Below are 22,292 nucleotides of genomic sequence, written 5' to 3'. Positions count from 1 at the left end.
AGCTTGCGTTCGGCTTCGACTGCACTCGCAACAGTAACTCAATTAGCCACACCCACAACCGCTTTGCAACTCTTGGCACACAGCTACGCAGCGGTGCGCAGCGGATTTCCGGTAACGTCGATCGCATGCCGCAACGCGCCGCGGTCACCGGGTCCGCCCGCCGCCGAATCGAGCTCGGACCGGTGCTCGTCGCCGGACATCGGGTAGCGCTGCGCGAGACCCGGCTATCGGATTTCGAACCGTGGCGACGGCTGCGCGCCCGGGATCGCGAATTCATCGAACCGTTCTGGACCACCTCGGCGCTGAGCTGGGAGCAGCGGCATTCGCGGGCCTGGTGGGTGCGCGAATACCTGCGTCAGCGCCGGGCGCGGGCGGCCGGGTACGCGGTGCAATTGAGTGTGCTGGTGGACGGCGAATTCGCCGGGCAGTGCACGCTCGCGCCCATCGATCACGCCAATCATGCCGCCGAACTGGGTATTTGGCTGGATTCGCGACGGGCGGGGCACGGGGTGGGGACGGTCGCGGGTGCGCTCGTCACCGATCACGGTTTCGGCGATCTGGGCCTGCATCGCATCACCGCGCCGGTATGCGTCGGCAACCATCCGGCACGCCGGTCCGCGATTCGGGGCGGGATGTGGCTCGAGGCCACCATGGCGCGCGGTATGAGCGTGGGCGGACAGCCCCGCGACCATGAGCTGTGGGCGGTCACCGCGGGTAGGGCACCAACCGGCGGGTATGTGACCGCACTCATATCCACCGGCGTTGCCGCCGAACGCATTTCACCGCGTCCGGCGTCCGTGCTGACCCGGCTCACCGATCATCGGCGCACCCTCGGCACGGTCTCGCCGACGGTGCTGCTCATCGCCGCGCGGTACTACCTGGGCGCGCGACTGCGCCGGAACGTCACCGGCGGCCCGGCGCTGCCGGACGCCCTGTACACCCACGACAGCGCGGATCAGCGCATCTCGCTGCGGAAACACCAGTCCCGCCTGCCATCTCGCCGTAGCCCGCGCATCCGCTACGAGGTCACCGCGGCGGGCCGCCCCATCGGCAATCTCATCGTCGGCACCGTGGGCGCGCACCCCCGGCTCACCCTCGAACTCGATCCGGATCCCGCGCATACCAAGGCCGCCGCGGCCGGACTGGCCCTGCTGCTCGATTACGCCCGCGATGAACTCGCCCTGGATCGCATGGAGGCGCTCATCGATCCGGCCGCGACCCATCTGCCCGGTATCGCCGCGGCCGCCGGATTCCAGCGCGAGGGCGTCCTCACCGGAGCCCGGCTCGGCCCGGACGGCCGCTTCCACAATGTCGAACTCTGGGCCGCGATCACCGAGAATCAGTCGCGCACAAGCGCTCCCGGATAGGTAGAGTGCCGCGTAGCCCAGGTCTGCGGGGGACGGCTGTGGCGGTGACGCATCGAGGAGCACACGTTGGGCCTGAACGTTGTCATGATCGCGACCTATCCGTTCGAACCCGGAAAGATCGTGGGCGGGATCGAATCGGTGACGAGCACCCTGGTGCCCGCGCTCGCGGCTCGCGACGAGATCGACAGGCTCACCGTGCTGCGCTTCCACACCGGCGAGGTGCCGGTGCACACCCGGCAGGAGGGTCCCAAGGTCGAGATCCGCTATCTGCGCGGACAATCCCGGCTCGGGGTGGCGACGGGCTCGTATCTCGATGTGCGCCAGGCCCGCCGGATCATCGCCGAGCTGAATCCCGATGTGGTGCACGCGCAGGAGATCGGCCTGCGCGGCGATATCGCCACCCAGATCAGCCTGAACACCATTGTCACCGTGCACGGCCTGGTGCATCTGGAGACGAAACTGCAAGCGCGCGCGAGCATCAAGGAGCGGGTGCGCTATCACCTGGTGGCCGCCATGGTGCGCCGGGTGCTGCGCCGGGCGAAGGTCGTCATCTCCATCTCCGACTATGACGCGAAGGCGCTGGCGGGCATGGTGCGCGGGGAGCACATCAGCATTCCCAATCCCACCGCGCCGGAATTCTTCGCGCTCGCGCCCTCGGCGACGACCGAGCCGCGACTGCTGTTCGCAGGTGTGCTGTCGCCGCGCAAGAATCCGGAGGGTCTGCTGACCGCGTTCTCCCTTGCGGTACAGCGGGTTCCGAAAGCCCGGCTCACCGTTGTCGGCCCGCAGCCCGATGCCGAGTACGCGCGCGCCATTCGCGCGCACGCCACCGCGCTGGGGTTGGACGACAACCTCGAATTCACCGGCATGGTCGACAATGACCGGCTGCGCGAAGAGATTTCGACCGCCCGCGCCGTGGTGCTGTTCTCCCAGGAGGAGACCTCGCCCACCATCCTGGCCCAGGCCATGGCCGCCGGGAAACCGGTGCTGTCCTCCCGCGTCGGCGGTATCGGGGAGATGGTGACCGACGGCGAGAACGGCTATCTGGTCGCGCCCGACGATGTCACCGCACTGGCCGCGCGCATGGTGGAACTGCTCGAAAATCAAGAACTGGCACTGGATCTCGGCCGGCGCGGCCATGAGATGGCCCTGGAGAAATTCGAACCGGACGCGGTCGCGCGCCGCACGGTAGAAACATATCGCCGGGTCGCCGGGATGTAGTGGACGTCGAGACCGCAACGGGGAGAGACCGTGACCGCATCGCAGCAAGATTTCAACTGGACCGGGGCCGCCGTACTGGTGACCGGCGGGGCCGGATTCATCGGATCGCACCTGGTCGAACTGCTCGTCGCCGCCGGGGCACGGGTCACCGTGCTGGACAATTTCACCTCGGGCAGCCGGGACAACCTCGCGGCCGTGGCGGACGCGATCACCCTGCGGGAGACCGATATTCGGCAGCTGGACTGGCCGGAGTACCTCACCGAGCACCCGGCCGATTTCATCTTCCACCTGGCCGCCAACGCCTATGTGCCGCCCTCGGTGGAGGATCCGGCCTTCGATCTCGAACTCAATTTCCAGACCACCTTCCGACTACTGGAAGCGCTGCGCGGGCTGAAATGGCCGGGCCGCCTGGTCTTCGCCTCCAGCGCCGCGGTCTACGGCAATTCGGTGCGCATCCCGATCAGCGAGGACGATCCCACCGTGCCCATCTCCCCGTACGGGGTGGGCAAGCTGGCGGCCGAACGGTATCTGGCGGTGTTCGCGAACCTGTACGGCCTGAATATGGCCTCGGTGCGGTTCTTCTCGGCGTTCGGGCCGCGCCAGCGCAAGCAGGTGGTGTTCGATCTGCTGGCCAAACTGGATCGCGACCACGAACGGCTGTTCATTCACGGCGACGGCACCCAGGTGCGCGATTTCCTGTTCGTCGGCGATGCCGCGCGCTCGGTGATGATCGTGGCCACCAATGCCCCGCTGCGCGGTGAGGTCTACAACGTGGGCGCGGGCCGCGAGTACACCATCGACCAGCTGGCGAAATCGCTGTGCTCGATCACCGGTCTGCATCCGGATTTCGATTACAGTGGCAGTAACCGGCCCGGTGATCCGGAACAGCTGGTGGTGGACATCTCCCGGCTCAATGCCATTGGCTACCAGCCGCATACCGACTTCGATCAGGGCTTGACCACGACTGTAGCGTGGTACGAGTCGCTCACCGGCGCGAGTTGGCGCCATTCACCACAGGAGTAGCTCGTTGCGGTTCGCCCGCGCCTTCGGGGTCCTGCTGCTCGCCGTGCTGACGGGCTGCGGCGCGCCGGATGTCACCGTGGTCTCACCGACCCCCGATGTCACCACCGCCGCCGAACCCTTCGTGGCGGATCGGTTCGTCGGCGATTTCGAGACCGGTAATTTCGATCAGTGGGCCGACTGCCAGAACATCGCGGTCCGCAGTGAACCGTGCACCAGCTATCACGATCAGTCCGATCGCATGCAGGTGGAGACCTCGGTGGTGCGCCAGGGCCGCTATGCCGCCAGATTCGAAGTGCACCAGGGCGATACGCCCGGCAAACTGTGCTGCGGTGATCGCGCCGAGGTGAGCGGTGAGGAGGCCACCCGCTCCGATGAGGGCGATGACCGCTGGTATCAGTGGAGCACCCGCTTCGAGAACGGCTTCCCGGCCGATCACGGCTGGACCGTGCTGTCGCAGTGGCACGCCAATGAGGACGGTCCGCCGCCGCTGGCGGTGGCGTCCGGGCCGACCAATGTGGGCGTGAACCGCTGGGGCGTGGTGGTTTCCACCTATGACGCCCCCGGGCATCCGGGCGCGACGTATACGCCGTGGAGCACCCCGCTGATCACCGATACCTGGCTCGATATCAAACTGCATGTGCTCTGGTCGACCCGCGATGACGTGGGTTTCATCGAACTGTGGATCGGCGGCGTGCGGCAGGTGTTCGACGCCGAACCCTGTGCGGGACAGACGCGCTGTATGGTCCGCACGCTCATGCCGCACGGCGGCGGCACCTATTTCAAGCAGGGCTACTACCGCGATCCCACCATCGGCGGCCCCGGTGTGGTGTTCCACGACGGATTCACCGCAGCGAAGAACGAGGCGGCACTGGCCCCGCTATAGGGCCTGGCTATAGCACCTGTCCCCTGGTCACCGCGCCGATGGATTTGGCGATCATCACCAGATCCAATACCGCGGACCAGTTCTCGATATAGGACAGGTCCAGCCGCATGGCGTCCTCGGGCGTGAGATACGAACGACCGCTGACCTGCCAGAGTCCGGTCACACCGGGCCGCATCAGCAGACCGCGCAGGGTCGCGTCATCGTCCGGATCGGCGTGCAGCCGCACCTGCGGACGCGGTCCGACAATGCTCATCTCACCGCGCAGCACATTGAGGAACTGCGGCAGCTCGTCCAGCCGATGGCGGCGAATCACCCTGCCCACCGGCGTCATTCGCGGATCGACCCCGGTGCCGAGCAGTGCGTCGATATGCACTTCCGGCTCGGCGTACATACTGCGGAATTTCAGCATGCGGAACGGGCGGCCGTCCCGGCCGACACGCTCGGACCGATAGAAGACCGGCCCGCGACTGGTGGCCTTGATGGCGGCCGCGATACCCAGCAGCATAGGCGCGATGGCGATCAGCACCAGCAGCGCGAAGCAGAAGTCGAAGGCGCTCTTGCGAATCGATTTGGAGTGGCCGTACCGCGGTTTCGTCACCTGGAGCACCGGCATATCGGCGACGATGCGATGGGTGAGCTGGGTTCCGGAGATGCCGATCAGCCCGGGCGCGACCAGCAGTTCGATGCCGTGCGCATCCAATTCCCAGGCCAGACCCCGGAAGTCGGCGAGATTCAGGGTGTCGGTGACGGTGACGGCCACCGCTTCCGCGCCCGTACCGCGGGCCGCGGCCAGCACCGCGCCCGGTCCGTCCGCACCGGTGCACACGCCGATGACCTGGTACGCGCTGTGCGGATCGCGAGCGAACACCGCCGCCATCTCCTGTGCCGCATCGGGATTGCCGACGATCAGCAGATCGCCGCGGTGCACACCCTGCCTGGCCGCCCAGCCCCGCCAGCACCGCCGCCCCGCCAGCAGTCCGGCGCCGCCGAGCAGCAGCGCCGCTATCAGGTAGGACCGAGAAAGGCCCAGGCCGAGCAGCATGGACGCGATGGCCAGGCCGCCGAAGAGCTTGAGCGAGACCGACACCACATGCCGGTATTCGTCTGTGCCACTGCCGATCGCGCGTGATACCCGGGTGCCGGTGAGGGCGAGCACGGCGCTCCAGGCCGCCACCAGCAGCACCGATATCGCGGCGTAGGGAATACCGATCGGCAGCGGCCGCGGGGCACAGGCGCACTGTGCCGCGATGACGGCGACGGTGAGGATCGCCAGATCGCTCACACCCACCCGGCGGGCGTAATCCGCTTGCCGCCGTTCACGATCCGAGCGCGGCACGGCTCGGGTGAAACGGGTCGAGCGCACGATGCGACCGGCGGACATCTCGAAACTCATGTACGAACGCACCTCCCCCACGGGAGAACTGGGTTCCGATCCCCACTGATCAGTTCCTCAAACGGGCTGATGCCGGTCCCCGCGTGGCATACCGCTGGGGCCGCCGACTCTTTCGGTGGTAAGAGCCCGAATGTTACACACCCCGCACTCGCGCGACGGCGAAAACTGCGGGCTACCAATGTTTCCGGAGGATTGCGGTAAGCGTCGCAACCGGTTTCCCGTTTGTTTCCCCCATCCCTCCCCCGAACGCGTAATCGCAGGCCGCCGCATATGGTTTCGAGCACATTAGATACGCGTAACCCTTGAATTGCAAGACTCGCGAGGTAGCCGATCGACTACCGACTTCTGCGAGTCGCAGAAATCCACTTCCCGGATGCCGGGAGGTCACCCGCAGACCCGGCGGTGGCGGCCAAACCTGTTGTAACGTAAGGCCGGATCGAGCCGACCACAGTTCAGCCGGCCTTTGCCGCCGGGTCGGTATCGGTGAAAGGTGGGGATTTCGCGTGCACTGCCGTCTGTGCTCTTCCAGCAATTTGGTGAGCGTTCTCGATCTGGGGGCGACACCGCCCTGCGAGAAATTCCTGACCGCCGCGGAGCTGGATCAGCCGGAACCCACCTATCCGCTGCACCTGCGGGTCTGCGCGGACTGTCTGCTGCTGCAGATCCCGGCGCTGATCACCCCGGCCGAGACCTTCACCGAATACGCCTACTACTCTTCGTATTCCGACAGCTGGGTGCAGCACGCCAAGCTCTTCGTCGAGGAGGCCACCCAGCGGCTCGGGCTGAACGGTGATTCGTTCGTGGTCGAGGTCGCCAGCAATGACGGCTACCTGCTGCAGCACGCGGTGGCCGCGGGTATCCCGTGCCTGGGCATCGAACCGTCGGTGAACGTCGGTGCGGCAGCGCGGGAGAAGGGCGTGCCCACCGAAACCGCCTTCCTCGACGAGGAACTCGCAGCCCGGGTGCGGGCCGAACGCGGACCCGCGAATCTCGTTGTGGCCAACAATGTTTATGCGCATATCCCGGACCTGCTGGGTTTCACCCGGTCGCTGCGGGCGCTGCTGGCCGATGACGGCTGGCTCTCCATCGAGGTGCACCACGCGCTGAACCTGGTGGCGCTGGGGCAGTTCGACACCATCTATCACGAACACTTCCAGTACTACACGGTGCTGGCGGCGCAGCGGGCGCTGGCCACCGCGGGGCTCACGGTAGTGGATGTGGAACTGCTTCCCACCCATGGCGGTTCGCTGCGCGTGTGGGCCCGGCCCGATGCGATCGCCGAACCCGGTGAACGGGTCGCCGAGGTGCTCGCGCTGGAGGCCGAGGCCGGATTGCACGATGTGGCAGGCTATCTCGCACTGCGCCCGCGTACCGAGGCCGTGCGCCAGGAGCTGCTGCGCTTCCTGCTCGAGGCGCGGGCCGACGGTAAGCGCGTGGTCGGCTACGGAGCGCCCGGTAAGGGCAACACCCTGCTCAACTACTGCGGTATCCGCCCGGACCTGCTCGCGTACACGGTGGACCGAAACCCTTACAAGCACGGGCGATTCACGCCAGGCACCCGCATTCCCATTCATCCGCCCGAGGTCATCGACGCGGACAAGCCCGATGTCGTGCTGGTACTGCCCTGGAATCTGGAAACCGAGATCACCGCGCAGTTGAGCCGGGTGACCGACTGGGGCGGCGAGATCGTGTATCCGCTCCCCACCCTCCATCACGCTGAGAGGCCGGCGAAATGAAGGTTGTACTGTTCTGCGGCGGCTACGGCATGCGCATGCGCAACGGCTCCGAGGACGCCATCCCCAAACCCATGCAGATGGTCGGGCCGCGCCCGCTGATCTGGCATGTCATGCGGTACTACGCGCACTTCGGGCATAAGGACTTCATCCTGTGCCTCGGGTACGGGGCCGCGCACATCAAGAACTTCTTCCTGACCTATCAGGAGTCGGTGTCCAACGATTTCGTGATCCGCGGCGGGAAAGTCGAACTGCTGCAATCCGATATCAGCGACTGGACCATCACCTTCGTGGACACCGGGGTCGAATCGCCGATCGGGGAACGACTGCGCCGGGTGCGCGATCACCTCGAGGGTGAACGGTACTTCCTGGCCAACTACGCCGATGTGCTCACCGACGCCCCGCTGGACAAGGTGATCGGTGATTTCCAGGCGTCCGGGGCCGCGGCGTCGATGATGATCGTGCCGCCGCAGTCCTCCTTCCACTGCGTGGACGTGAACGCGGCGGGCGAGGTCAAGAACATCACCCCGGTCTCGCAGCTGCCCATCTGGGAGAACGGCGGCTATTTCGTGCTCACCCAGGACATCTTCGACCATCTACCGCCCGGCGGGGATCTGGTCGAGGACGCCTGCGGTGCGCTGGCGGCGCAGGGACGGCTGTACGGCTATCAGCACCACGGCTTCTGGAAGCCCGCGGACACCTTCAAGGAACGCGCGGAACTCGATTCCGGCTATCACTCGGGTGATCGCCCGTGGATGGTGTGGGAGCAAGCCAAAGCATGATCCGACTCGATACCGGGGCCGTCCGGGAGATCGCATTGCTGGCCGCGCACTGCGATGATCTGGCCATCGGGCTCGGCGGCACCCTGCTGACACTCGCCGATACCGTTCCCGGACTGCGCGTCCGGGCGCTGGTGCTGACCGGTGCGGGCACCGAGCGCGCGGTCGAGGAGAAGCAAGCCCTGGCGGCCTTCTGCCCTGGCGCGGAGGTGGATCTGCGGATTCTGGATATCCCGGACGGCTACGCGCCCGCGCACTGGGAGCGCGCCAAGCGGGCGGTGGCCGAGCTGCGCCGGGACGGCAATCCAGATCTGGTGTTCGCGCCGCATCGCGGTGACGCGCATCAGGATCACCGGCTGCTGGCCGAACTCGCGCCCACCGAATTCCGGGATCAGCTGGTACTGGGCTACGAGATCCTCAAGTGGGAGACCGACACCCCGCAGCCCTCGATCTTCCATCCGCTGCCCGAGGGCTGTGCGGAGCGCAAGGCGGAGCTGCTGCTCGAACACTATCCCTCGCAACGGGATCGGGACTGGTTCGACGCACAGTCCTTTCTCGGACTGACCCGGCTGCGCGGTGTGCAGTGCCGGGCCCGGCACGCGGAGGCTTTCCTGCTGGACAAGGCGATCATCACTTTCGGAGGGCAATGAGCATGCGGGTACTCGTCACCGGGCATCAGGGGTATCTGGGGACGGTCATGGTGCCGGAGCTCCAGGCGGCCGGACATGAGGTAACCGGTTTGGACACCGGCTATTTCGCCGAATGCGTCCTGGGTGACGCACCGGAGCCACCACCCGGGATCGCGGTGGACCTGCGCGATGTGACCGTCGAACAGCTGGCCGGATTCGACGCGGTCGTACATCTGGCGGCGCTGTCCAATGACCCGCTCGGGGCGCTGGCTCCGCAGATCACCTACGACATCAACCATCACGCCTCGGTGCGGCTGGCCCGGCTGGCCAAAGCGGCCGGGGTGCGGCGGTTCCTGTACGCCTCCACGTGTTCGGTCTACGGTGCGGCCGGAGCCGGACTGGTCACCGAGGACGCACCGCTGCGCCCGCTGACCCCGTACGCCGAATCCAAGGTGCGGGTCGAGGACGATGTGGCGGCGATCGCGGATTCCGGGTTCTCGCCCGTATTCCTGCGCAATGCCACGGCTTTCGGATTCTCGCCCCGGCTGCGCGCCGATATCGTGCTCAACAATCTGGTCGGCTACGCGGTGCTCACCGGTGAGGTGAAGGTGCTCTCCGACGGCACGCCGTGGCGGCCGCTGGTGCACGCGCAGGACATCGCGCGCGCGTTCGCCACCTGCCTGGAGGCCCCGCTGGAGGCGATTCACTGCCGCGCCTACAACGTCGGCACCGAGGCCAATAACCTCACCGTCGCCGAGATCGCGCAATCGGTCGTCGAGGCGGTGCCGGACTCCAAGCTGCTGATCACCGGTGAGAGCGGGGCCGATCCGCGCTCGTACCGGGTCGACTTCTCCTATGCCAGAGAGGAACTCGGCTTCGAGGCGGCCTGGAGCATTCCGGACGGCGCGGCCGAGCTGTACCGCGAATACACCGCGCGCGGACTCACCAGCGATGCCTTCTTCCAACGCTTCACCCGCCTGGCACACCTGACCTCCCTCAAGGAGGCCGGAGTGCTCGATGACGAACTGCGGCGGATCGGAGCCTGAGTGCGACTACATTCCGAAGGCGGTGAGCAGGTCCCGCCAGGAGTTCGCGGCGGCATCGCGATCCGAGACCACGGTGACCGGCTGTGGCCACTCGATCGCCAGATCCGGATCGTTGTACGCGATGCCGATATCCTCGGCCGGATCGTGCGGCCGGTTGATGCGGTAGCAGACATCGGCGACCTGGCTCACGGCCTGGAAACCGTGCAGGAAGCCGGGCGGTACGAACAGGTTCCGGAAGTCGTTGTCGTCCAACAGGAAAGCCTGCTGGCGGCCGAAGGTCGGCGAGTTCGGGCGAATGTCCACCAGCACGTCGTGCACCGCGCCGTGCGCACACCGCACCAGCTTGGCCTCACCCCGGCCCGCCCGGCCGTGCATTCCGCGCACCACACCGCGATGGGAGCGCGATTGCGAATCCTGGATGAAGCTCGCCGCGAAACCCGGTCGATCGAGGTACTCGTCGAACTCCTCGGCGTCGAAAGTGCGGGTGAACAGGCCGCGGTCGTCCCGGAACGGGTCCGGGGTGAGCACCAGCACGTCGGCGAGCTCGGTGGTTTCGATGCGCATCAGGCCATCGTGCCATGACCGCGGCATCGACGCGGGGATGCCGCGGCTGCGGGGCGGCCGGATTGGAGCGGGTGCTCGATCTCGGCAAAATGCCTGCGGCAGACGACTTTCCAGCGCTGGACGCGCCGACGGCGCATAGTGTTTCCATGCATCCGCTGGCCATGGATCAGTGCCCGGACTGCGGGCTGGCCCAGCTCGCCGAGGATGACACCGTCACCGCCGAACCGCGCGGCGTGGAACCGCAGGCCCTGCGCGATCAGGCCGCCGCGGCCGTCTCCGGCGTGCAGGCCGCCGGATGGCTGCACGGCGGCACCGTCCGGGAATTCGGCAGTCCGCACGGTGGCAGCTGGCTACCGCTGCTGGAGTCGCGCGGGTTCACCGTGGCCGAGGCACCGGCCGATGTGGTGATCGACTGTTTCGGCATCATGCACGAGCCCGATCAGCGGGCGGCCTTCGCGCAACGGGCGGCGGCGACGGCCGATGACGGCGTGCTACTGCTCCAATTCCACACGCTGCGTGCGATTGTCGCGCAGGGTCAGTGGAATGCACTGCGGCACGGGCATTTCGCGTACTACAGCCTGCGAACGCTGCGACTGTTGCTCGCGGCGGCGGGGATGCGGGTGGCCGCCGCATGGGAGTTCAGCCTGTACGGCGGAACGATTCTCGTCGCGGCGGTGCACGGAACCGACAGTGCGCCGGTGGATTCGGACGTGACACGGATACTCGATGCCGAATCCGAGGTATTGGACGCCGGACCCGACGCGGTCCGCGATCTCCAGCGCGCGGCCGATGAACAGGCGCACGCGCTGAGCTCCTGGCTGGAGCGCGAAAACGCCGACGGGCACACGGTTTTCGCCTACGGCGCCGCCTCCCGAGCCGTGGCGCTGCTACATCTCGCGGGCGCGCACCGGGGCCTGCTCGCCGCCGTGGCCGATGCCTCGCCCGGTAAGCAGGGCCGCCGCATGCCCGGGACCGATATTCCGATCATCTCCCCGGCCGAACTCGTCGCGGCCCGGCCGGATCGGATCCTGCTCACCCTTCCCGACCTACTGCCGGAAGTGCGCGCGCAGTGGCCGGAGCTGGAGGGGAGGTGGGTGGTCGACCTGTGATCGAGAGGAACAGCCGCTGATGAGGGTCGGCGGCTGAGATGAGCAATACCTGATGAGGGAAAAGTGGGAACATCAATGAAGCGCTCCAAACAGCGCGCCATCGCGCGCACCCTGGCCGTAGCGGCCGCGTTCACCGTCGGGCTGGCCATGGAGACCAGCACCTCGGTCGCCGGCGTCGACAGCACCAGTTCCATCCTCGACCGCCAGCAGCGCACGGTCGAGGCCATCCAATCCGATACGCACATCAGCTTCGTGCCGCCCCTGGACGGCAACCCGCTCAGTCGTGAGTGGTTCCACGACGGTAAAGCGGGCTTCCATATCAGCGGTCCCAACGCCGATAACTGGAACGGGCACATCACCATCGGCTACCAGGTCGGTTATCCCGCCACTCTGGACGGCAAGATCCGTTTCCAGTGGTGGACCCCCAGCCTCGGTCTGGAACTGGGCAATGACCCGAAAGTCGATGTCAACAGCCTGATTCCGCAGTTGGGCGTGGAATTGGCGGTCGGCTTCGGCCCGGGTATCCAGACCGTCGAGGCGGCCGGTGGCGATATCTCCGGCGCGGACGGCTTCATTCAGATGTCGGGCTTCCACGCCACCGTGACCGGTGTGCTCGGCCAGACCACCATTCGCCCGTGGGTCAAGATCGTCACCAGCAATGGGGACAGCGTGACCACCTACGGTCCGCTCTGGACCATCTGATTCGACCTTCCCGACCGGAACTTCATCGCAGCAGCTCCGGCCGGCGCAGCAGGGCGGCGGCCGCCCGAGCCCGCAATCGATCCAGCGCGATGCGGGCCAGTCGCAGGTCGCCGCCCAGTATCGTCGCGGGTCCGATCAGCTGCGGATACTCCCGTCGCAGGCGATGCTGAAACCGCAGCAGCTCACCGAGTTTCGCGGCGGTGGCGATGTCACCGCAGCGGTTGAAGCGCGAATCACGCCAAGCGGCAAGGCTTTCCGCCATACCGTAGAAATGCCCGAGGGCGCTGACCCGGGCCAGCAGATCCACGTCCATGGGCAGCACCAGATCACCGCGGAAACCGCCAACCCGCGAGAAGTCCGCGCGCCGGAACATGGCCGTGGCGGTCGGCCCGAATTCCGATGGCCCGCGCCGCACGATGCTGCGCATCAGGCTGCGGGAATCGCGCTGCCCCAGCAGATTCGCGAGTCCGAGCCCATCGCGCTCCACCTGACCGGCCGCGTCGACCACCTGGAACTTGGACGCGCACACCGCGATACCGTGATCGCCCATCACCTCGAGCTGTTTGTCCAACGCGCCGGGCAGCAGGATATCGCCCGCGCACACCACCTTCACCAGGCGGCCGGTGGCCAGCGAGACCGCCTTGTTCCAGTTCTCGCCCATGGGTAGCGGCTCCCGATTCCGGACCACCCGCACTCTGCTGTCCCGGTGCAGATTCGCCACCCGGAAGGTGTCGTCGGTGCTGGCGTTGTCCAGCACGATCACCTGGAAGGCACTGTCCTGCTCCAGAATCGAAGTCAGCGTGGCGGCCAGTGTGCGTCCGGAGTTCCGGACCGGGACGCAGATCGAGAGGTTGACCATCGTTCCCCCTGAGCTGAGGCGGCGGGTTAACGGATCGGCGCCGGCCGCTTCCGCATCAGCCCGGACACTCGGTCCAGGCCCGCGCCAACGGCGTCGATCTGTTCGACCGCCCGCTGCTGCAGGGTATCGCGCAGTTCGGGCGCGAACTCCCACAACTCCCGGACCGCCTGCGGCAGTGCGGATTCGGGGTCGTCCACGCCCAGCCGCACGACCCGCAGGCCGGAGCCGAACATATCAGCCAATCCGATGAACTTGTCGTCGTAATGGTCCGAAGCCGTTACAGCAACCGCCGGAATACCCTGGGACAGCGCGAAGACCGCCAGGTGATACGCGCTGGTGACCAGCACGCGACAGCGCGAAACCTGGCGCGCCGCCTCCTCCGCCGCGCCGGGGCGGGCGACCGTAGCACCGAACCGGACAACTCTTGCCCGCTCCACCGCGCTACGCACCGCGTACCCGATCCGGTCATGCTCGGAATTGCGCAGGCACAGACCCAGATCCGCGCCGATCTCCGCGCGGCGCATGCGATAGGAGAATTCGATGGCGTCGTCGCCGGTGACCTCGAAACGATCGGCGGAGACACCGAGCTCGGCCAGCAGCTTCGGGCCGCGCACCCCTTCGCGCAGGCCGATGAAATCCGCGCCCGGCAGTACCGCGGCCGCCCGGCGCAGCAGTTCGGGATCGCGGATCGGCCCGAGTCCCTGCCCGAGCAGCACGTTCGGAATACCCAGGGCCTGCGCGTATTCCAGCAGATTGAGGGTGCGATGCGCCTGATAGGGATCGGCGTCGGCGATATACCCGCCACCCTGCGCGATCACCAGATCCGCCTCGCCGACCGCGGCCGGAACCGGTGGCAACGGCGGCATTCCCGCCGAGGCGGTGCGATCCCTGCCGATGAACGCCTGCGTCTCGGCGCGCAATCGGCTGCCCACACCGCGTAGCTGCCGCATCGGGGCTTCGGTGGCGTCCCGCCATTTCAAGGTCGCGGGCCCGGTCAGCTTCGCACCGGCCAGCTGCTCCAGCTGTCCGGCGAAACCACTTCTGCCCCACTGCCATCCGCCACCGGCGTGTACGGGTTCGGCGTCCGGAAGCACCGTTCGCAGCACTCGCGGTTGCTCGGTGAGCATGCCGATTCGGGCGTGCGGCCAGAGCTCCCGCAACCGATGCACCGTCATGACCATCGTGGCTATGTCACCGCGATTGTGTAACCCATACTCGCCGTTCTCGACCAGTATCTTCAATTCCCCGCACTCGCTCTGCTCGCCCTGCCAAGCACATGAACGGAGCGAATCTATCGTATGTACCTGTCATCCGCTCGATTTCACCTCGGAGGGCACACAGAGATCACATCGGAGCACACAGTCCGGCGTCGACGACCTCGTCGAGATCGATATTCCGCTCCCGCGCGCCGAGAATATCGGGAATCTGATTCATACTCACCGTGACCGAACGCTCCGCGGTCGCACCGCCGTACACGAAGGTGCCGTTGATGGTCCCGCCGTGGCCCCAGGCTTGGATCCCGCACGAGGTGGTCCAATGGAAAAGTCCCAGGCCGAAATCCTCCGACCTGCGCCAATCCCCGCTCGGGACAGTGCGTTGCATCTGCGCCAGTTCGTTCGCGCCGACCACTCGCGCCTGGAGCAAGGCCATGAAGAAACGATTCAAATCCGCGCCGCTGGAGACCATCGCGCCATCGGGCAGACCCCAGCCCGGGTCGATGTCGGTGATATCGACGAGGCCGCCGCCGAAGTCGTCATAGGCGCGCGCGTGCGGGCCGCGAATCACCTGTTCCGCCGGATACAACGGCCAGTAGGTACTGGTCAGCCCGAGGGGAATCAGAATCCGCCGCGTCACCTCCACTCCCACCGGCAGTCCGGTGACGCGCTCCACCACCTGTCCCGCGATCAGATAATTCGTATTCGAGTACTCGGAGCGAGCTCCCGGCTCGAAATCCTTCTCCTTCGCCATGCCCATCGCGATCAGATCGCCGATCGGTTTGGGCTGTTGCAGCGCCGCCACCGACGACAGATCCAGATCGGTCAGGTAGTCCGGAATGCCACTGGTGTGCTGCAACAGATTTCGAATGGTGATGACATTTCCGTCACCACCGGGGGCGTGCACTACACCGGGTAGGTAGCGCTCCACCGGGGCATCCAGATCGACCTTTCCCTCACCGACGAGTTGCAGCAGCACCGAGGACACGAAAACTTTTGTGTTACTGGCGATCCGCACCTGCGCGTTGTCCGGAAATGGTGCGTTGGTGCCGAGATCGCCTACGCCGCTGTTGATCTGGAGCACCCGGTCGCCGTCGGTCAGCACCAGCTGAGCGCCCGGGACGCTTCCGCCCGCCACGGTCTCGTTGAGACCGATCTGCAAACGCTCTTGAAGCGAGGTCGGATCAGCGGCGGTGGTACCGGCCGCCAAGGCGACCGTTGTGGCGGATACGGCCAGGAGCGCGAGCGCTCTCGGTACGGCGGGCATTGGGCCTCCAGTCTGTCCCCCGGGAGAGCCATACACCTCCGAGCCCAAGTTGGTTCGAGGACAACACGGTTAAAGAAAAAGACTAAAAGAACAAAAGAAAAAGACGCCCGGACAAGAAAGAACAAGAACAAAGATAAAGACCAACAACAAGAACCAAAACACTTGAGCGGCTTGGTTCTTTGGTCTTGGAAGGTGACCACAGCCAGTCACCCCGTCGGGTGCGTGAGGTACGAGCCTGAGCTGCGGGAGAGCAAGTCGGGTACGGCAGGCGACGTGCCCAGCACTGCGTCTTTGTCTGGACTGCGGCAGGGCTGGAACCGCAGACGTGTCAGGGTAGGCGCGGGCACCCTATTTGGATGCGGACATGCCTGTAGCACCGGCAGGAGGGTTCCTGACGGTGGATACAGGTGGTGGTGGAACCTATTGCCGCGCTGGGCAAGCCGGGCGAGGCAAAACCCACGGTCGCTGACGCATCCGATTCGGCACACACCCCCGAGAGGGGCGAGCAGGCAACGGCGGGGCCGCCGGGGCGGTGGCCATCAACTCGTCCGGGTGATGAAGATGATTCACCTTCGGTGTCCGTGTCGGGTCGATGTGCGCGGGCGCGATCCACGCGGTACGGCCCGCGAAGGCCGAATCCTTACCGAGCTTGATTGTGGTCCACCCGGTCGGGGTGTCGTTCACCAGCGCGTGGCAGTGATCGCAAGCCAGGGTGAGGTTCTCGATGTCGGTCGGGCCGCCTTTGACGTACTCGGTGACGTGGTGCACGGCCGCCATGCTGGCTGGTGCGGTGCAGCCGGGGCGGGTGCAACCACGCTCGGTGGCGATGAGCGCCATCCGCTGTGCCGGGTTCGCCAACCGTGCCTCACCGATATGCAGAGGCATAGCGTTGCCGTCGGTGACCACGGAGAACGTCTTGCTCTTGCGCGCAGCCATTTCCAACGCGACCGCGACCGGCATCGTCCCACCGGTAGCCGTGGTCGCCACACCAGCAGCGCGCTCCACATCGGTGATGCTCATGGTCAGGATCGTGGTGACGGGCAGTCCACGGTGTGAGCCGAGGTGTGCGGGGTTGAAGTCGGGGTGCAGGAGCGCGAACAGCGCATCGTGCTGACGCTGCACCGTGGTGCGCGTATCGCGTGCGGCAGCGGCCTTCACGACCTCGGGGTCGAGCTTGTCATCGACCACGAACGGGCTTTCGGGATCAGCGGGGTTGCACAGGCCGGGCCGTGCGAGTTTGGCGAGTACCGCGTCCATGGCCGCGCGGGCTTCGGGAGTAAGCACCACGGTCATGGTGGACATCAAGTCGAAGCCCTGTGGGCTCAACCGCATACTGCGCATGCGAGCGCGGTCCGTGTCGTCTGTGAGGGTGCCATCGGGATCGAGATGGCCGAGGATGCGGTCACCGATTTTGGGGAGCTGGTTCGGGTTCAACACCCGCGCGTGGCGGGCCAGGTGTTCTTCGGCGAGTGCGCGGTCTTCGGCAGTGACTTGGTTGGGCAGCCGGTCCATGACCTGCCGGATCACGCGCACATGATCGAGACCGATCGCGCCTTCCTCTTGCGCCAGAGCGGTATTGGGCAACACGGGTGCAGGTGTGGACACTTCGGCGTTGTCTCCGATGCGCGGCCAGATGGCGGCCTGCTCGGCGCAGTGCCACCGGTTCAGCGCGTCCCCGTGTGAAATCCGCAGGGTGTCTTGCAGGAACAACGCCACCGAGCCTGCTCCGGCGCGCTTGGGCAGTGACCGCGAGCAGGTCTGCACGACCAGGTCGAGTTTGAGTGCGTCGAGTTTGCGGGTAGCGGTTTCGACCTGCTGCATCAATTCGACAATGTCGTTGTCCGACACCGGAATGAGCGGCTGAGAAACGAGGGAGTCGATCGCAGCGGAGAGTGCGTGTGCACTGTCCGTGATTGCGATGTTCTCCCCTGAATTCATACTTCTATTCTACTCCCGAAAAACAGACCCAGAAAGCCTAATTCCTTTGTGATATAAGGTTATTCAGAATTGCCACCATTTCCCTCACGAGGGGAACAGCGGGCTAACCAACCTGCCACACAACCATTTCCCATCCACGTAATCCATAGACAGCGTGATGTTCTGATGATTGGTGGTATCGGCTTTGCCTTTGGTCGAGTTGATCTGCGTGATATCCGCCGCCAACTCATAGTGCGTTGCACCCCCGGACGTAACCGTGCACTTGGCGTCCGTGCCACGAGTGTGCTCGGAATCCGCTTCCAGCAGAAGCCGAACGGTGGGGAGCAATGACTGCGCCTGGGATTTCCATGCCCCCGTCGCGCCGTTCACGACCTTCGTCTGCCAGCCTTCACCGTCGCTGTAGTCGTAGGTCGACATGAGAATTCCGTAGTCGCATGCCGCCTTGATCGCACCGTCACGGGTGGCGTCGGTGGGCACGCCACCCGGATCCGAGGCACCGGGTGTCGATCCCGCGCCGATCGTGAAATGCAATGCGCCACTGCCTAATCCGAGCCCAAGTCCCGCCGCGACGATCAATCCGGCGACACCCGCGAGGATCAGGCGCTTCCGAATCCGCCGCCGCGGAGCAGGTGCCGGACTCATCGGAGGTGCCGGAATCGGGAACGACGAGGCGTCCCGCAATTGCGTCACTTCCACTCCCGTCCGGGTGGTTCCGAAACTTGCGGCCGGATATGCCGAGGGCGGAGTCGCCATGACCGGCGGAGTCCAAGGCGCGCCGCCCTGGTTCGTGGCGGTCGATGCCTGGGCGGCCGCCGCCGCGAATTCACCGCAGCTCGCGTATCGATCGTCCCGATTCTTAGCCAGCGCCCGCGCGATCACCTGATCGAAAGCCATTGGCACACCGGGATTTCGCTCACTCGGGCGCGGAATTCTTCCGTTCAGGTGACCGTTCACCAACTGCGCGGTACTGCCACCCGGATACGGCAGTTCCCCCGTGAGCATGTGATAGAGCGTGCACCCGAGCGCGTACACATCCGAACGCTGATCCATATCCGTGCGCAGTTCGAACTGTTCCGGCGACGCGTACTGGAAACTCGCGTACATCTCCCCCGTCCGCGTCAGCGCACTGGTCTGATCCAGGGCCTTCGCAATTCCGAAGTCCGCCAGGAACACTCGCTGATCCGGTCCCCAGGCGAGCAGGATATTGGCGGGTTTGACATCGCGATGCAGCACCCCGGCCCGATGCGCGTGATCCAGCGCCCGCGCCGTCTCCCCCAGAATCCGCACCGCGTGATCCGGCCGCAGCGGCCCGTCCCGCAGCACCGCGGCCACATCGGTGCCCTCGACGTACTGCATGGCCATCCAGAGCCGGTCCTCGGTGCGCCCGCGCGCGTACACCGCGACGATATTCGGATGTGCCAGGCGCGCAGCGGTATCGGCCTCTCGCAGGAATCTCGCCCGCACCTCGGGATCGTCCGCCACGTGCGGGCTGAGCAGTTTCAAGGCGACCAGGCGCGGCAGGTCCCGATCCCGGGCCAGATACACCTCGCCCATTCCGCCGGCGCCGAGCTGCCGCTCGATCACATAGCCCGCGAATGTCTGCCCCTGCGCGAGTGTCCTCGCCACGACCCACTACCTCCGACCGGCTACCTTCTGCCGCTCACCGTAACCCACGCGTGCGGCGCGCTCCCGGCCGACAGCATTTAGACTTGCGCTGCACGGGCGTCGGGGCCTGTACCGCGCAATTCAGGGACAAGCCCGGGGGTGAGGCGACCATGGATGAATCCTTCAGCAGTGAACAGCGGCCTGCCGCGCAGACCGTTATCGCCGTGGTCGGTCGGCTCGCACCGGAGAAGGGGCAGGATCTGTTCCTGCGCGCGCTCGCCGGAGCCCGGGTGCTGCCGCGCGAAGTCTTCCTGATCGGCGGTATGTATCCCGGGGACGAGACCTATCTCGCCGAACTCGAGGTGCACGCCACCGCGCTGGATCTACCGGTGACCTTCACCGAACGGGTCGAGGATCTGGAACCCTATCTGCGCCATGCCGATATCCTCGTGCAGTGCTCATTGCGGCCGGAACCGTTCCGTCGTGTGGTGTGGGAGGCGATGCGGGCGGGATGCGCGGTGATCGCCACTCGCCCGGCCGGAACCGAACAGCTCATCGAGCCCGGACGCAACGGGCTGCTGGTGGATCCGGGGAATCGCGCCCAATTGACCCGCGCCCTGGACACTCTCATCACCGATCAGGAGCTGCGCGGTAAGTACGCCGATGCCGCCCGGGTGCGCGCGGCCGAGTTCGAGATCACCGCATCCGCCCGCGCGACCCCCACGTTCGCGGCCACACTGAGCGAAACCCGTTGGCGCGCCGCAGGAGGAACGTATGCCTGAATTCACTCGCAGCAACGACATCCAGGAGCGGCTACATCGGCTGGTGCCGGGCGGGGCGCACACCTACGCGCGCGGGGCCGATCAGTATCCGGAGGGCAAAGCGCCGATTCTGGTGCGCGGGTACGGGGCTCGGGTCTGGGACTGCGACGGGAACGAATACGTCGAGTACGGCATGGGATTGCGGTCGGTCACCCTCGGGCACGGCTATCCGCCGGTGGTGGAGGCGGTGACCCGCACCATCGCGCACGGTGTCAACTTCTCCCGCCCCACCGAGCTGGAATTGCTTGCGGCACAGGACTTCCTGAGTCTGGTACCGCACGCCGACATGGTGAAGTTCGCCAAGAACGGCTCCGACACCACCACCGCGGCGGTGCGATTGGCGCGCGCGGTCACCGGCCGCGAGACCGTGGCGGTCTGCGATCAGCCGTTCTTCTCGGTGGACGACTGGTTCATCGGCATCACCGAAATGTCCGCGGGCATACCGGCTTCCCCGACGGTGAAGTTCCGCTACAACGACCTCGGATCACTCGCCGAGGTGCTCGAATCCGAGGATATCGCCTGCGTCATCCTCGAACAGGCCACGGCCCTGGCCGAACCCGCGCTCGGCTTCCTGGAAGGCGTTCGGGCACTGTGCGATCGGCACGGCGCGCTGCTCATCTTCGATGAGATGATCACCGGCTTCCGCTGGTCTCCCGGTGGCGGACAACAGCTCTACGGCGTCCGGCCGGACCTGTCCTGCTGGGGTAAGGCCATGGCCAACGGCTTTCCGCTGTCCGCGCTCGCGGGCAAACGCGAATATATGGAACTGGGCGGGCTGCGCACCGATGCCGATCGCGTCTTCCTGCTCTCCACCACGCACGGCCCGGAAACGGCCTCCCTGGCGGCTTTTCGCGCCGTGGTCGAGGCGTACCGCGGCACCGATCCCATCGGCCGCATGGAGCACGCGGGCCGCCGCCTCGCCGAGGGCGTGAACGCGGTCGCCGCCGAAATCGGTATCGCCGACCACCTTCAGGTGCGCGGCCGGTCCTCCTGTCTGGTCTTCCTCACCAAGGATCCCGAGGGCAATCCCTCCCAGCCCTATCGCACGCTCTTCCTCCAGGAACTCCTGGAACGCGGTGTGCTCGGCCAGTCCTTCGTCACCTCCGCCGCGCATACCGACGCCGATATCGATCACACCGTCGACGCCTGCCGCGAAGCCGCCATCGTCTACCGAAAAGCGTTGGAACACGGCAGCGTCGACGGATTCCTCACCGGCCGCCCGGTCGCCCCGGCACTGCGCAGGCAGGCCGCGCCCCGCCGACTGCCGGACATACCGACGCGTCGGTAGGCCCTCGCGCACAGGAATTCCACAGCCGATTGCCGGAGTTGTGTCGCAAATCAGTCGCTGAACGACTATTCATGGATTGCGAAGCATTCATGGACGGACGGGTGAGGCAGTGGGTGACGGCGACAGCGCTACCGGCGCGCTCGTGACGGGCGGTGCGGGCGATATCGGCGGCGCGGTCGCGCGCCGGCTCGCCGCGTCCGGGCGCGAGGTGGTCATCGCCGATATCGATCTGGACGCCGCCACCGCGCTCGCCGCCGAACTCGGCCCGAAAGCCGTTGCGCTGCACCTCGATCTGACCGATCCGGACAGTATCGAGGCGGCGGCGCGGGCGGTGCGCAGGAGCGTCTCGGCGCTGGTGCAGTGTGCGGGCGCGGCAATCGTGGAGCCGTTCCTGGACAGCGCCATCGCGCACTGGGATCTCATGCACCAGGTCAATCTGCGCGGTCCCATGCAGCTCACCCAGCACCTGCTCCCGGCGCTCCAGGACGCGGACGGGGCGCGCATCGTCTTCGTCTCCTCCGATGGCGCGCGAGCGGGCGCGGCGGGTGAATCCGCCTACGCCGCATCCAAGTCCGGACTGTTCGGCTTCGCCAAATCGCTCGCCCGCGAAGTGGCGCGGCACCAGGTCACCGTGAACGTGGTCTGCCCCGGCCCCATCGAGGGCCATATGGTCGACCGCGCCATGGCCGATCACCCCGGCCACCTCGAAGCCCTGCGCAAGGCCATCCCCCTCAAACGTCTGGGCCGCCCGGATGAGGTCGCCGCCCTCATCGCCTGGCTGGCGAGCCCGGAAGCCAGTTATCTCACCGGCCAGCTGATCAGCGTCAGCGGCGGCATCACCATGCAGTGAA

General features: G+C 66.3%; 20 protein-coding genes. 13 read left to right on the top strand and 7 right to left on the bottom strand.

The features are described from left to right. The first annotated feature begins 125 nt into the window (after positions 1-125). The 4 genes from ACFC0O_RS38840 (at position 126) to ACFC0O_RS38825 (ending at position 4,494) form a co-directional block, all read left to right on the top strand. Entirely contained in the window at positions 126-1,367 is a 1,242-nt protein-coding gene (locus ACFC0O_RS38840) for a GNAT family N-acetyltransferase (RefSeq protein WP_375967084.1), read from the top strand. Positions 1,368-1,433: 66 nt separating this feature from the next. Continuing rightward, positions 1,434-2,588 (top strand): glycosyltransferase family 4 protein, encoded by a 1,155-nt coding sequence (locus ACFC0O_RS38835; protein WP_375967082.1) that lies wholly within the window; start codon positions 1,434-1,436, stop codon positions 2,586-2,588. Between the two features lie 30 nt (positions 2,589-2,618). Continuing rightward, positions 2,619-3,611 carry an NAD-dependent epimerase/dehydratase family protein gene (locus tag ACFC0O_RS38830; RefSeq protein WP_375967081.1) on the top strand — a complete coding sequence of 331 codons (993 nt, stop codon included), beginning with the start codon at positions 2,619-2,621 and terminating at the stop codon, positions 3,609-3,611. A 4-nt stretch (positions 3,612-3,615) separates the two neighbouring features. Further along, positions 3,616-4,494: a polysaccharide lyase gene (locus ACFC0O_RS38825; protein ID WP_375967080.1), complete on the top strand. Its 879-nt coding sequence runs from the start codon at positions 3,616-3,618 to the stop codon at positions 4,492-4,494. A gap of 7 nt (positions 4,495-4,501) precedes the next feature. On the opposite strand, the gene ACFC0O_RS38820 is transcribed toward ACFC0O_RS38825, so the two are convergent. Beyond that, the gene (locus ACFC0O_RS38820; RefSeq protein ID WP_375967079.1) at positions 4,502-5,887 is read right to left on the bottom strand and encodes a sugar transferase; all 1,386 of its coding nucleotides are present in this window, start codon (positions 5,885-5,887) and stop codon (positions 4,502-4,504) included. A 503-nt stretch (positions 5,888-6,390) separates the two neighbouring features. On the opposite strand from ACFC0O_RS38820, the gene ACFC0O_RS38815 reads away from it, so the two are divergent. Genes ACFC0O_RS38815 through ACFC0O_RS38800 form a run of 4 tightly spaced genes read left to right on the top strand, consistent with a single transcriptional unit; the run spans position 6,391 to position 10,074 of the window. Next, positions 6,391-7,623, top strand: coding sequence for a methyltransferase domain-containing protein (locus tag ACFC0O_RS38815; protein ID WP_375967078.1), 1,233 nt, complete (start codon positions 6,391-6,393; stop codon positions 7,621-7,623). Next, positions 7,620-8,402, top strand: coding sequence for a glucose-1-phosphate cytidylyltransferase (locus ACFC0O_RS38810; protein ID WP_375967077.1), 783 nt, complete (start codon positions 7,620-7,622; stop codon positions 8,400-8,402). Before ACFC0O_RS38815 ends, ACFC0O_RS38810 begins: the two co-directional genes overlap by 4 nt. Next, positions 8,399-9,049, top strand: a complete 651-nt coding sequence (locus tag ACFC0O_RS38805) for a PIG-L deacetylase family protein (protein ID WP_375967075.1) — start codon at positions 8,399-8,401, stop codon at positions 9,047-9,049. The genes ACFC0O_RS38810 and ACFC0O_RS38805 overlap by 4 nt, the downstream gene beginning before the upstream one ends. 2 nt (positions 9,050-9,051) lie before the next feature. Further along, positions 9,052-10,074: an NAD-dependent epimerase/dehydratase family protein gene (locus tag ACFC0O_RS38800; RefSeq protein ID WP_375967146.1), complete on the top strand. Its 1,023-nt coding sequence runs from the start codon at positions 9,052-9,054 to the stop codon at positions 10,072-10,074. A 6-nt stretch (positions 10,075-10,080) separates the two neighbouring features. Here ACFC0O_RS38800 and rfbC read toward each other — a convergent pair whose 3' ends face one another. Then, complete coding sequence (gene rfbC / locus ACFC0O_RS38795) at positions 10,081-10,638, bottom strand: dTDP-4-dehydrorhamnose 3,5-epimerase (RefSeq protein ID WP_375967073.1); 558 nt, start codon at positions 10,636-10,638, stop codon at positions 10,081-10,083. Between the two features lie 14 nt (positions 10,639-10,652). On the opposite strand from rfbC, the gene ACFC0O_RS38790 reads away from it, so the two are divergent. Further along, complete coding sequence (locus ACFC0O_RS38790; RefSeq protein ID WP_375967071.1) at positions 10,653-11,747, top strand: methyltransferase domain-containing protein; 1,095 nt, start codon at positions 10,653-10,655, stop codon at positions 11,745-11,747. 75 nt (positions 11,748-11,822) lie between these two features. Then, positions 11,823-12,449: an MspA family porin gene (locus tag ACFC0O_RS38785; protein ID WP_375967070.1), complete on the top strand. Its 627-nt coding sequence runs from the start codon at positions 11,823-11,825 to the stop codon at positions 12,447-12,449. 22 nt (positions 12,450-12,471) lie between these two features. On the opposite strand, the gene ACFC0O_RS38780 is transcribed toward ACFC0O_RS38785, so the two are convergent. The 5 genes from ACFC0O_RS38780 to ACFC0O_RS38760 form a co-directional block, all read right to left on the bottom strand. After that, a complete protein-coding gene (locus ACFC0O_RS38780; RefSeq protein ID WP_375967069.1) occupies positions 12,472-13,308 on the bottom strand; it encodes a glycosyltransferase family 2 protein in 837 nt (278 codons plus the stop codon). Positions 13,309-13,334: 26 nt separating this feature from the next. Further along, positions 13,335-14,549 (bottom strand): polysaccharide pyruvyl transferase family protein, encoded by a 1,215-nt coding sequence (locus ACFC0O_RS38775; RefSeq protein WP_375967068.1) that lies wholly within the window; start codon positions 14,547-14,549, stop codon positions 13,335-13,337. Between the two features lie 103 nt (positions 14,550-14,652). After that, positions 14,653-15,789: a serine hydrolase domain-containing protein gene (locus ACFC0O_RS38770; RefSeq protein ID WP_375967066.1), complete on the bottom strand. Its 1,137-nt coding sequence runs from the start codon at positions 15,787-15,789 to the stop codon at positions 14,653-14,655. A 420-nt stretch (positions 15,790-16,209) separates the two neighbouring features. After that, positions 16,210-17,610, bottom strand: a complete 1,401-nt coding sequence (locus ACFC0O_RS38765) for a DUF222 domain-containing protein (RefSeq protein ID WP_375967064.1) — start codon at positions 17,608-17,610, stop codon at positions 16,210-16,212. Positions 17,611-17,811: 201 nt separating this feature from the next. After that, positions 17,812-19,353 carry a serine/threonine-protein kinase gene (locus ACFC0O_RS38760; protein ID WP_375967062.1) on the bottom strand — a complete coding sequence of 514 codons (1,542 nt, stop codon included), beginning with the start codon at positions 19,351-19,353 and terminating at the stop codon, positions 17,812-17,814. Positions 19,354-19,502: 149 nt separating this feature from the next. Here ACFC0O_RS38760 and ACFC0O_RS38755 point away from each other — a divergent pair, with 149 nt between their 5' ends. The 3 genes from ACFC0O_RS38755 (at position 19,503) to ACFC0O_RS38745 (ending at position 22,291) form a co-directional block, all read left to right on the top strand. Further along, complete coding sequence (locus tag ACFC0O_RS38755; protein ID WP_375967060.1) at positions 19,503-20,114, top strand: glycosyltransferase family 4 protein; 612 nt, start codon at positions 19,503-19,505, stop codon at positions 20,112-20,114. After that, on the top strand, positions 20,107-21,441 hold the full coding sequence (locus ACFC0O_RS38750) for a glutamate-1-semialdehyde 2,1-aminomutase (RefSeq protein WP_375967058.1): 1,335 nt from the start codon (positions 20,107-20,109) through the stop codon (positions 21,439-21,441). The genes ACFC0O_RS38755 and ACFC0O_RS38750 overlap by 8 nt, the downstream gene beginning before the upstream one ends. 109 nt (positions 21,442-21,550) lie before the next feature. Next, positions 21,551-22,291, top strand: coding sequence for an SDR family NAD(P)-dependent oxidoreductase (locus ACFC0O_RS38745; RefSeq protein WP_375967056.1), 741 nt, complete (start codon positions 21,551-21,553; stop codon positions 22,289-22,291). Position 22,292 lies beyond the last annotated feature (1 nt).

The organism is Nocardia sp. NPDC056100 (assembly GCF_042266325.1).
In the GTDB taxonomy this organism is placed as follows: domain Bacteria; phylum Actinomycetota; class Actinomycetes; order Mycobacteriales; family Mycobacteriaceae; genus Nocardia.
Note: the sequence above shows the minus strand (reverse complement) of the source record. Positions and strands in the feature narration are given on the sequence as shown.

Excerpts from the sequence above, each read along its gene's own strand:
- ACFC0O_RS38840 (WP_375967084.1), top strand. The coding sequence starts at position 126 with ATGCCGCAACGCGCCGCGGTCACCGGGTCCGCCCGCCGCCGAATCGAG.
- ACFC0O_RS38820 (WP_375967079.1), bottom strand. The coding sequence starts at position 5,887 with ATGAGTTTCGAGATGTCCGCCGGTCGCATCGTGCGCTCGACCCGTTTC.
- ACFC0O_RS38810 (WP_375967077.1), top strand. The coding sequence starts at position 7,620 with ATGAAGGTTGTACTGTTCTGCGGCGGCTACGGCATGCGCATGCGCAAC.
- ACFC0O_RS38805 (WP_375967075.1), top strand. The coding sequence starts at position 8,399 with ATGATCCGACTCGATACCGGGGCCGTCCGGGAGATCGCATTGCTGGCC.
- ACFC0O_RS38800 (WP_375967146.1), top strand. The coding sequence starts at position 9,052 with ATGCGGGTACTCGTCACCGGGCATCAGGGGTATCTGGGGACGGTCATG.
- rfbC (WP_375967073.1), bottom strand. The coding sequence starts at position 10,638 with ATGCGCATCGAAACCACCGAGCTCGCCGACGTGCTGGTGCTCACCCCG.
- ACFC0O_RS38790 (WP_375967071.1), top strand. The coding sequence starts at position 10,653 with ATGACCGCGGCATCGACGCGGGGATGCCGCGGCTGCGGGGCGGCCGGA.
- ACFC0O_RS38785 (WP_375967070.1), top strand. The coding sequence starts at position 11,823 with ATGAAGCGCTCCAAACAGCGCGCCATCGCGCGCACCCTGGCCGTAGCG.
- ACFC0O_RS38780 (WP_375967069.1), bottom strand. The coding sequence starts at position 13,308 with ATGGTCAACCTCTCGATCTGCGTCCCGGTCCGGAACTCCGGACGCACA.
- ACFC0O_RS38770 (WP_375967066.1), bottom strand. The coding sequence starts at position 15,789 with ATGCCCGCCGTACCGAGAGCGCTCGCGCTCCTGGCCGTATCCGCCACA.
- ACFC0O_RS38765 (WP_375967064.1), bottom strand. The coding sequence starts at position 17,610 with ATGCAGCAGGTCGAAACCGCTACCCGCAAACTCGACGCACTCAAACTC.
- ACFC0O_RS38755 (WP_375967060.1), top strand. The coding sequence starts at position 19,503 with ATGGATGAATCCTTCAGCAGTGAACAGCGGCCTGCCGCGCAGACCGTT.
- ACFC0O_RS38750 (WP_375967058.1), top strand. The coding sequence starts at position 20,107 with ATGCCTGAATTCACTCGCAGCAACGACATCCAGGAGCGGCTACATCGG.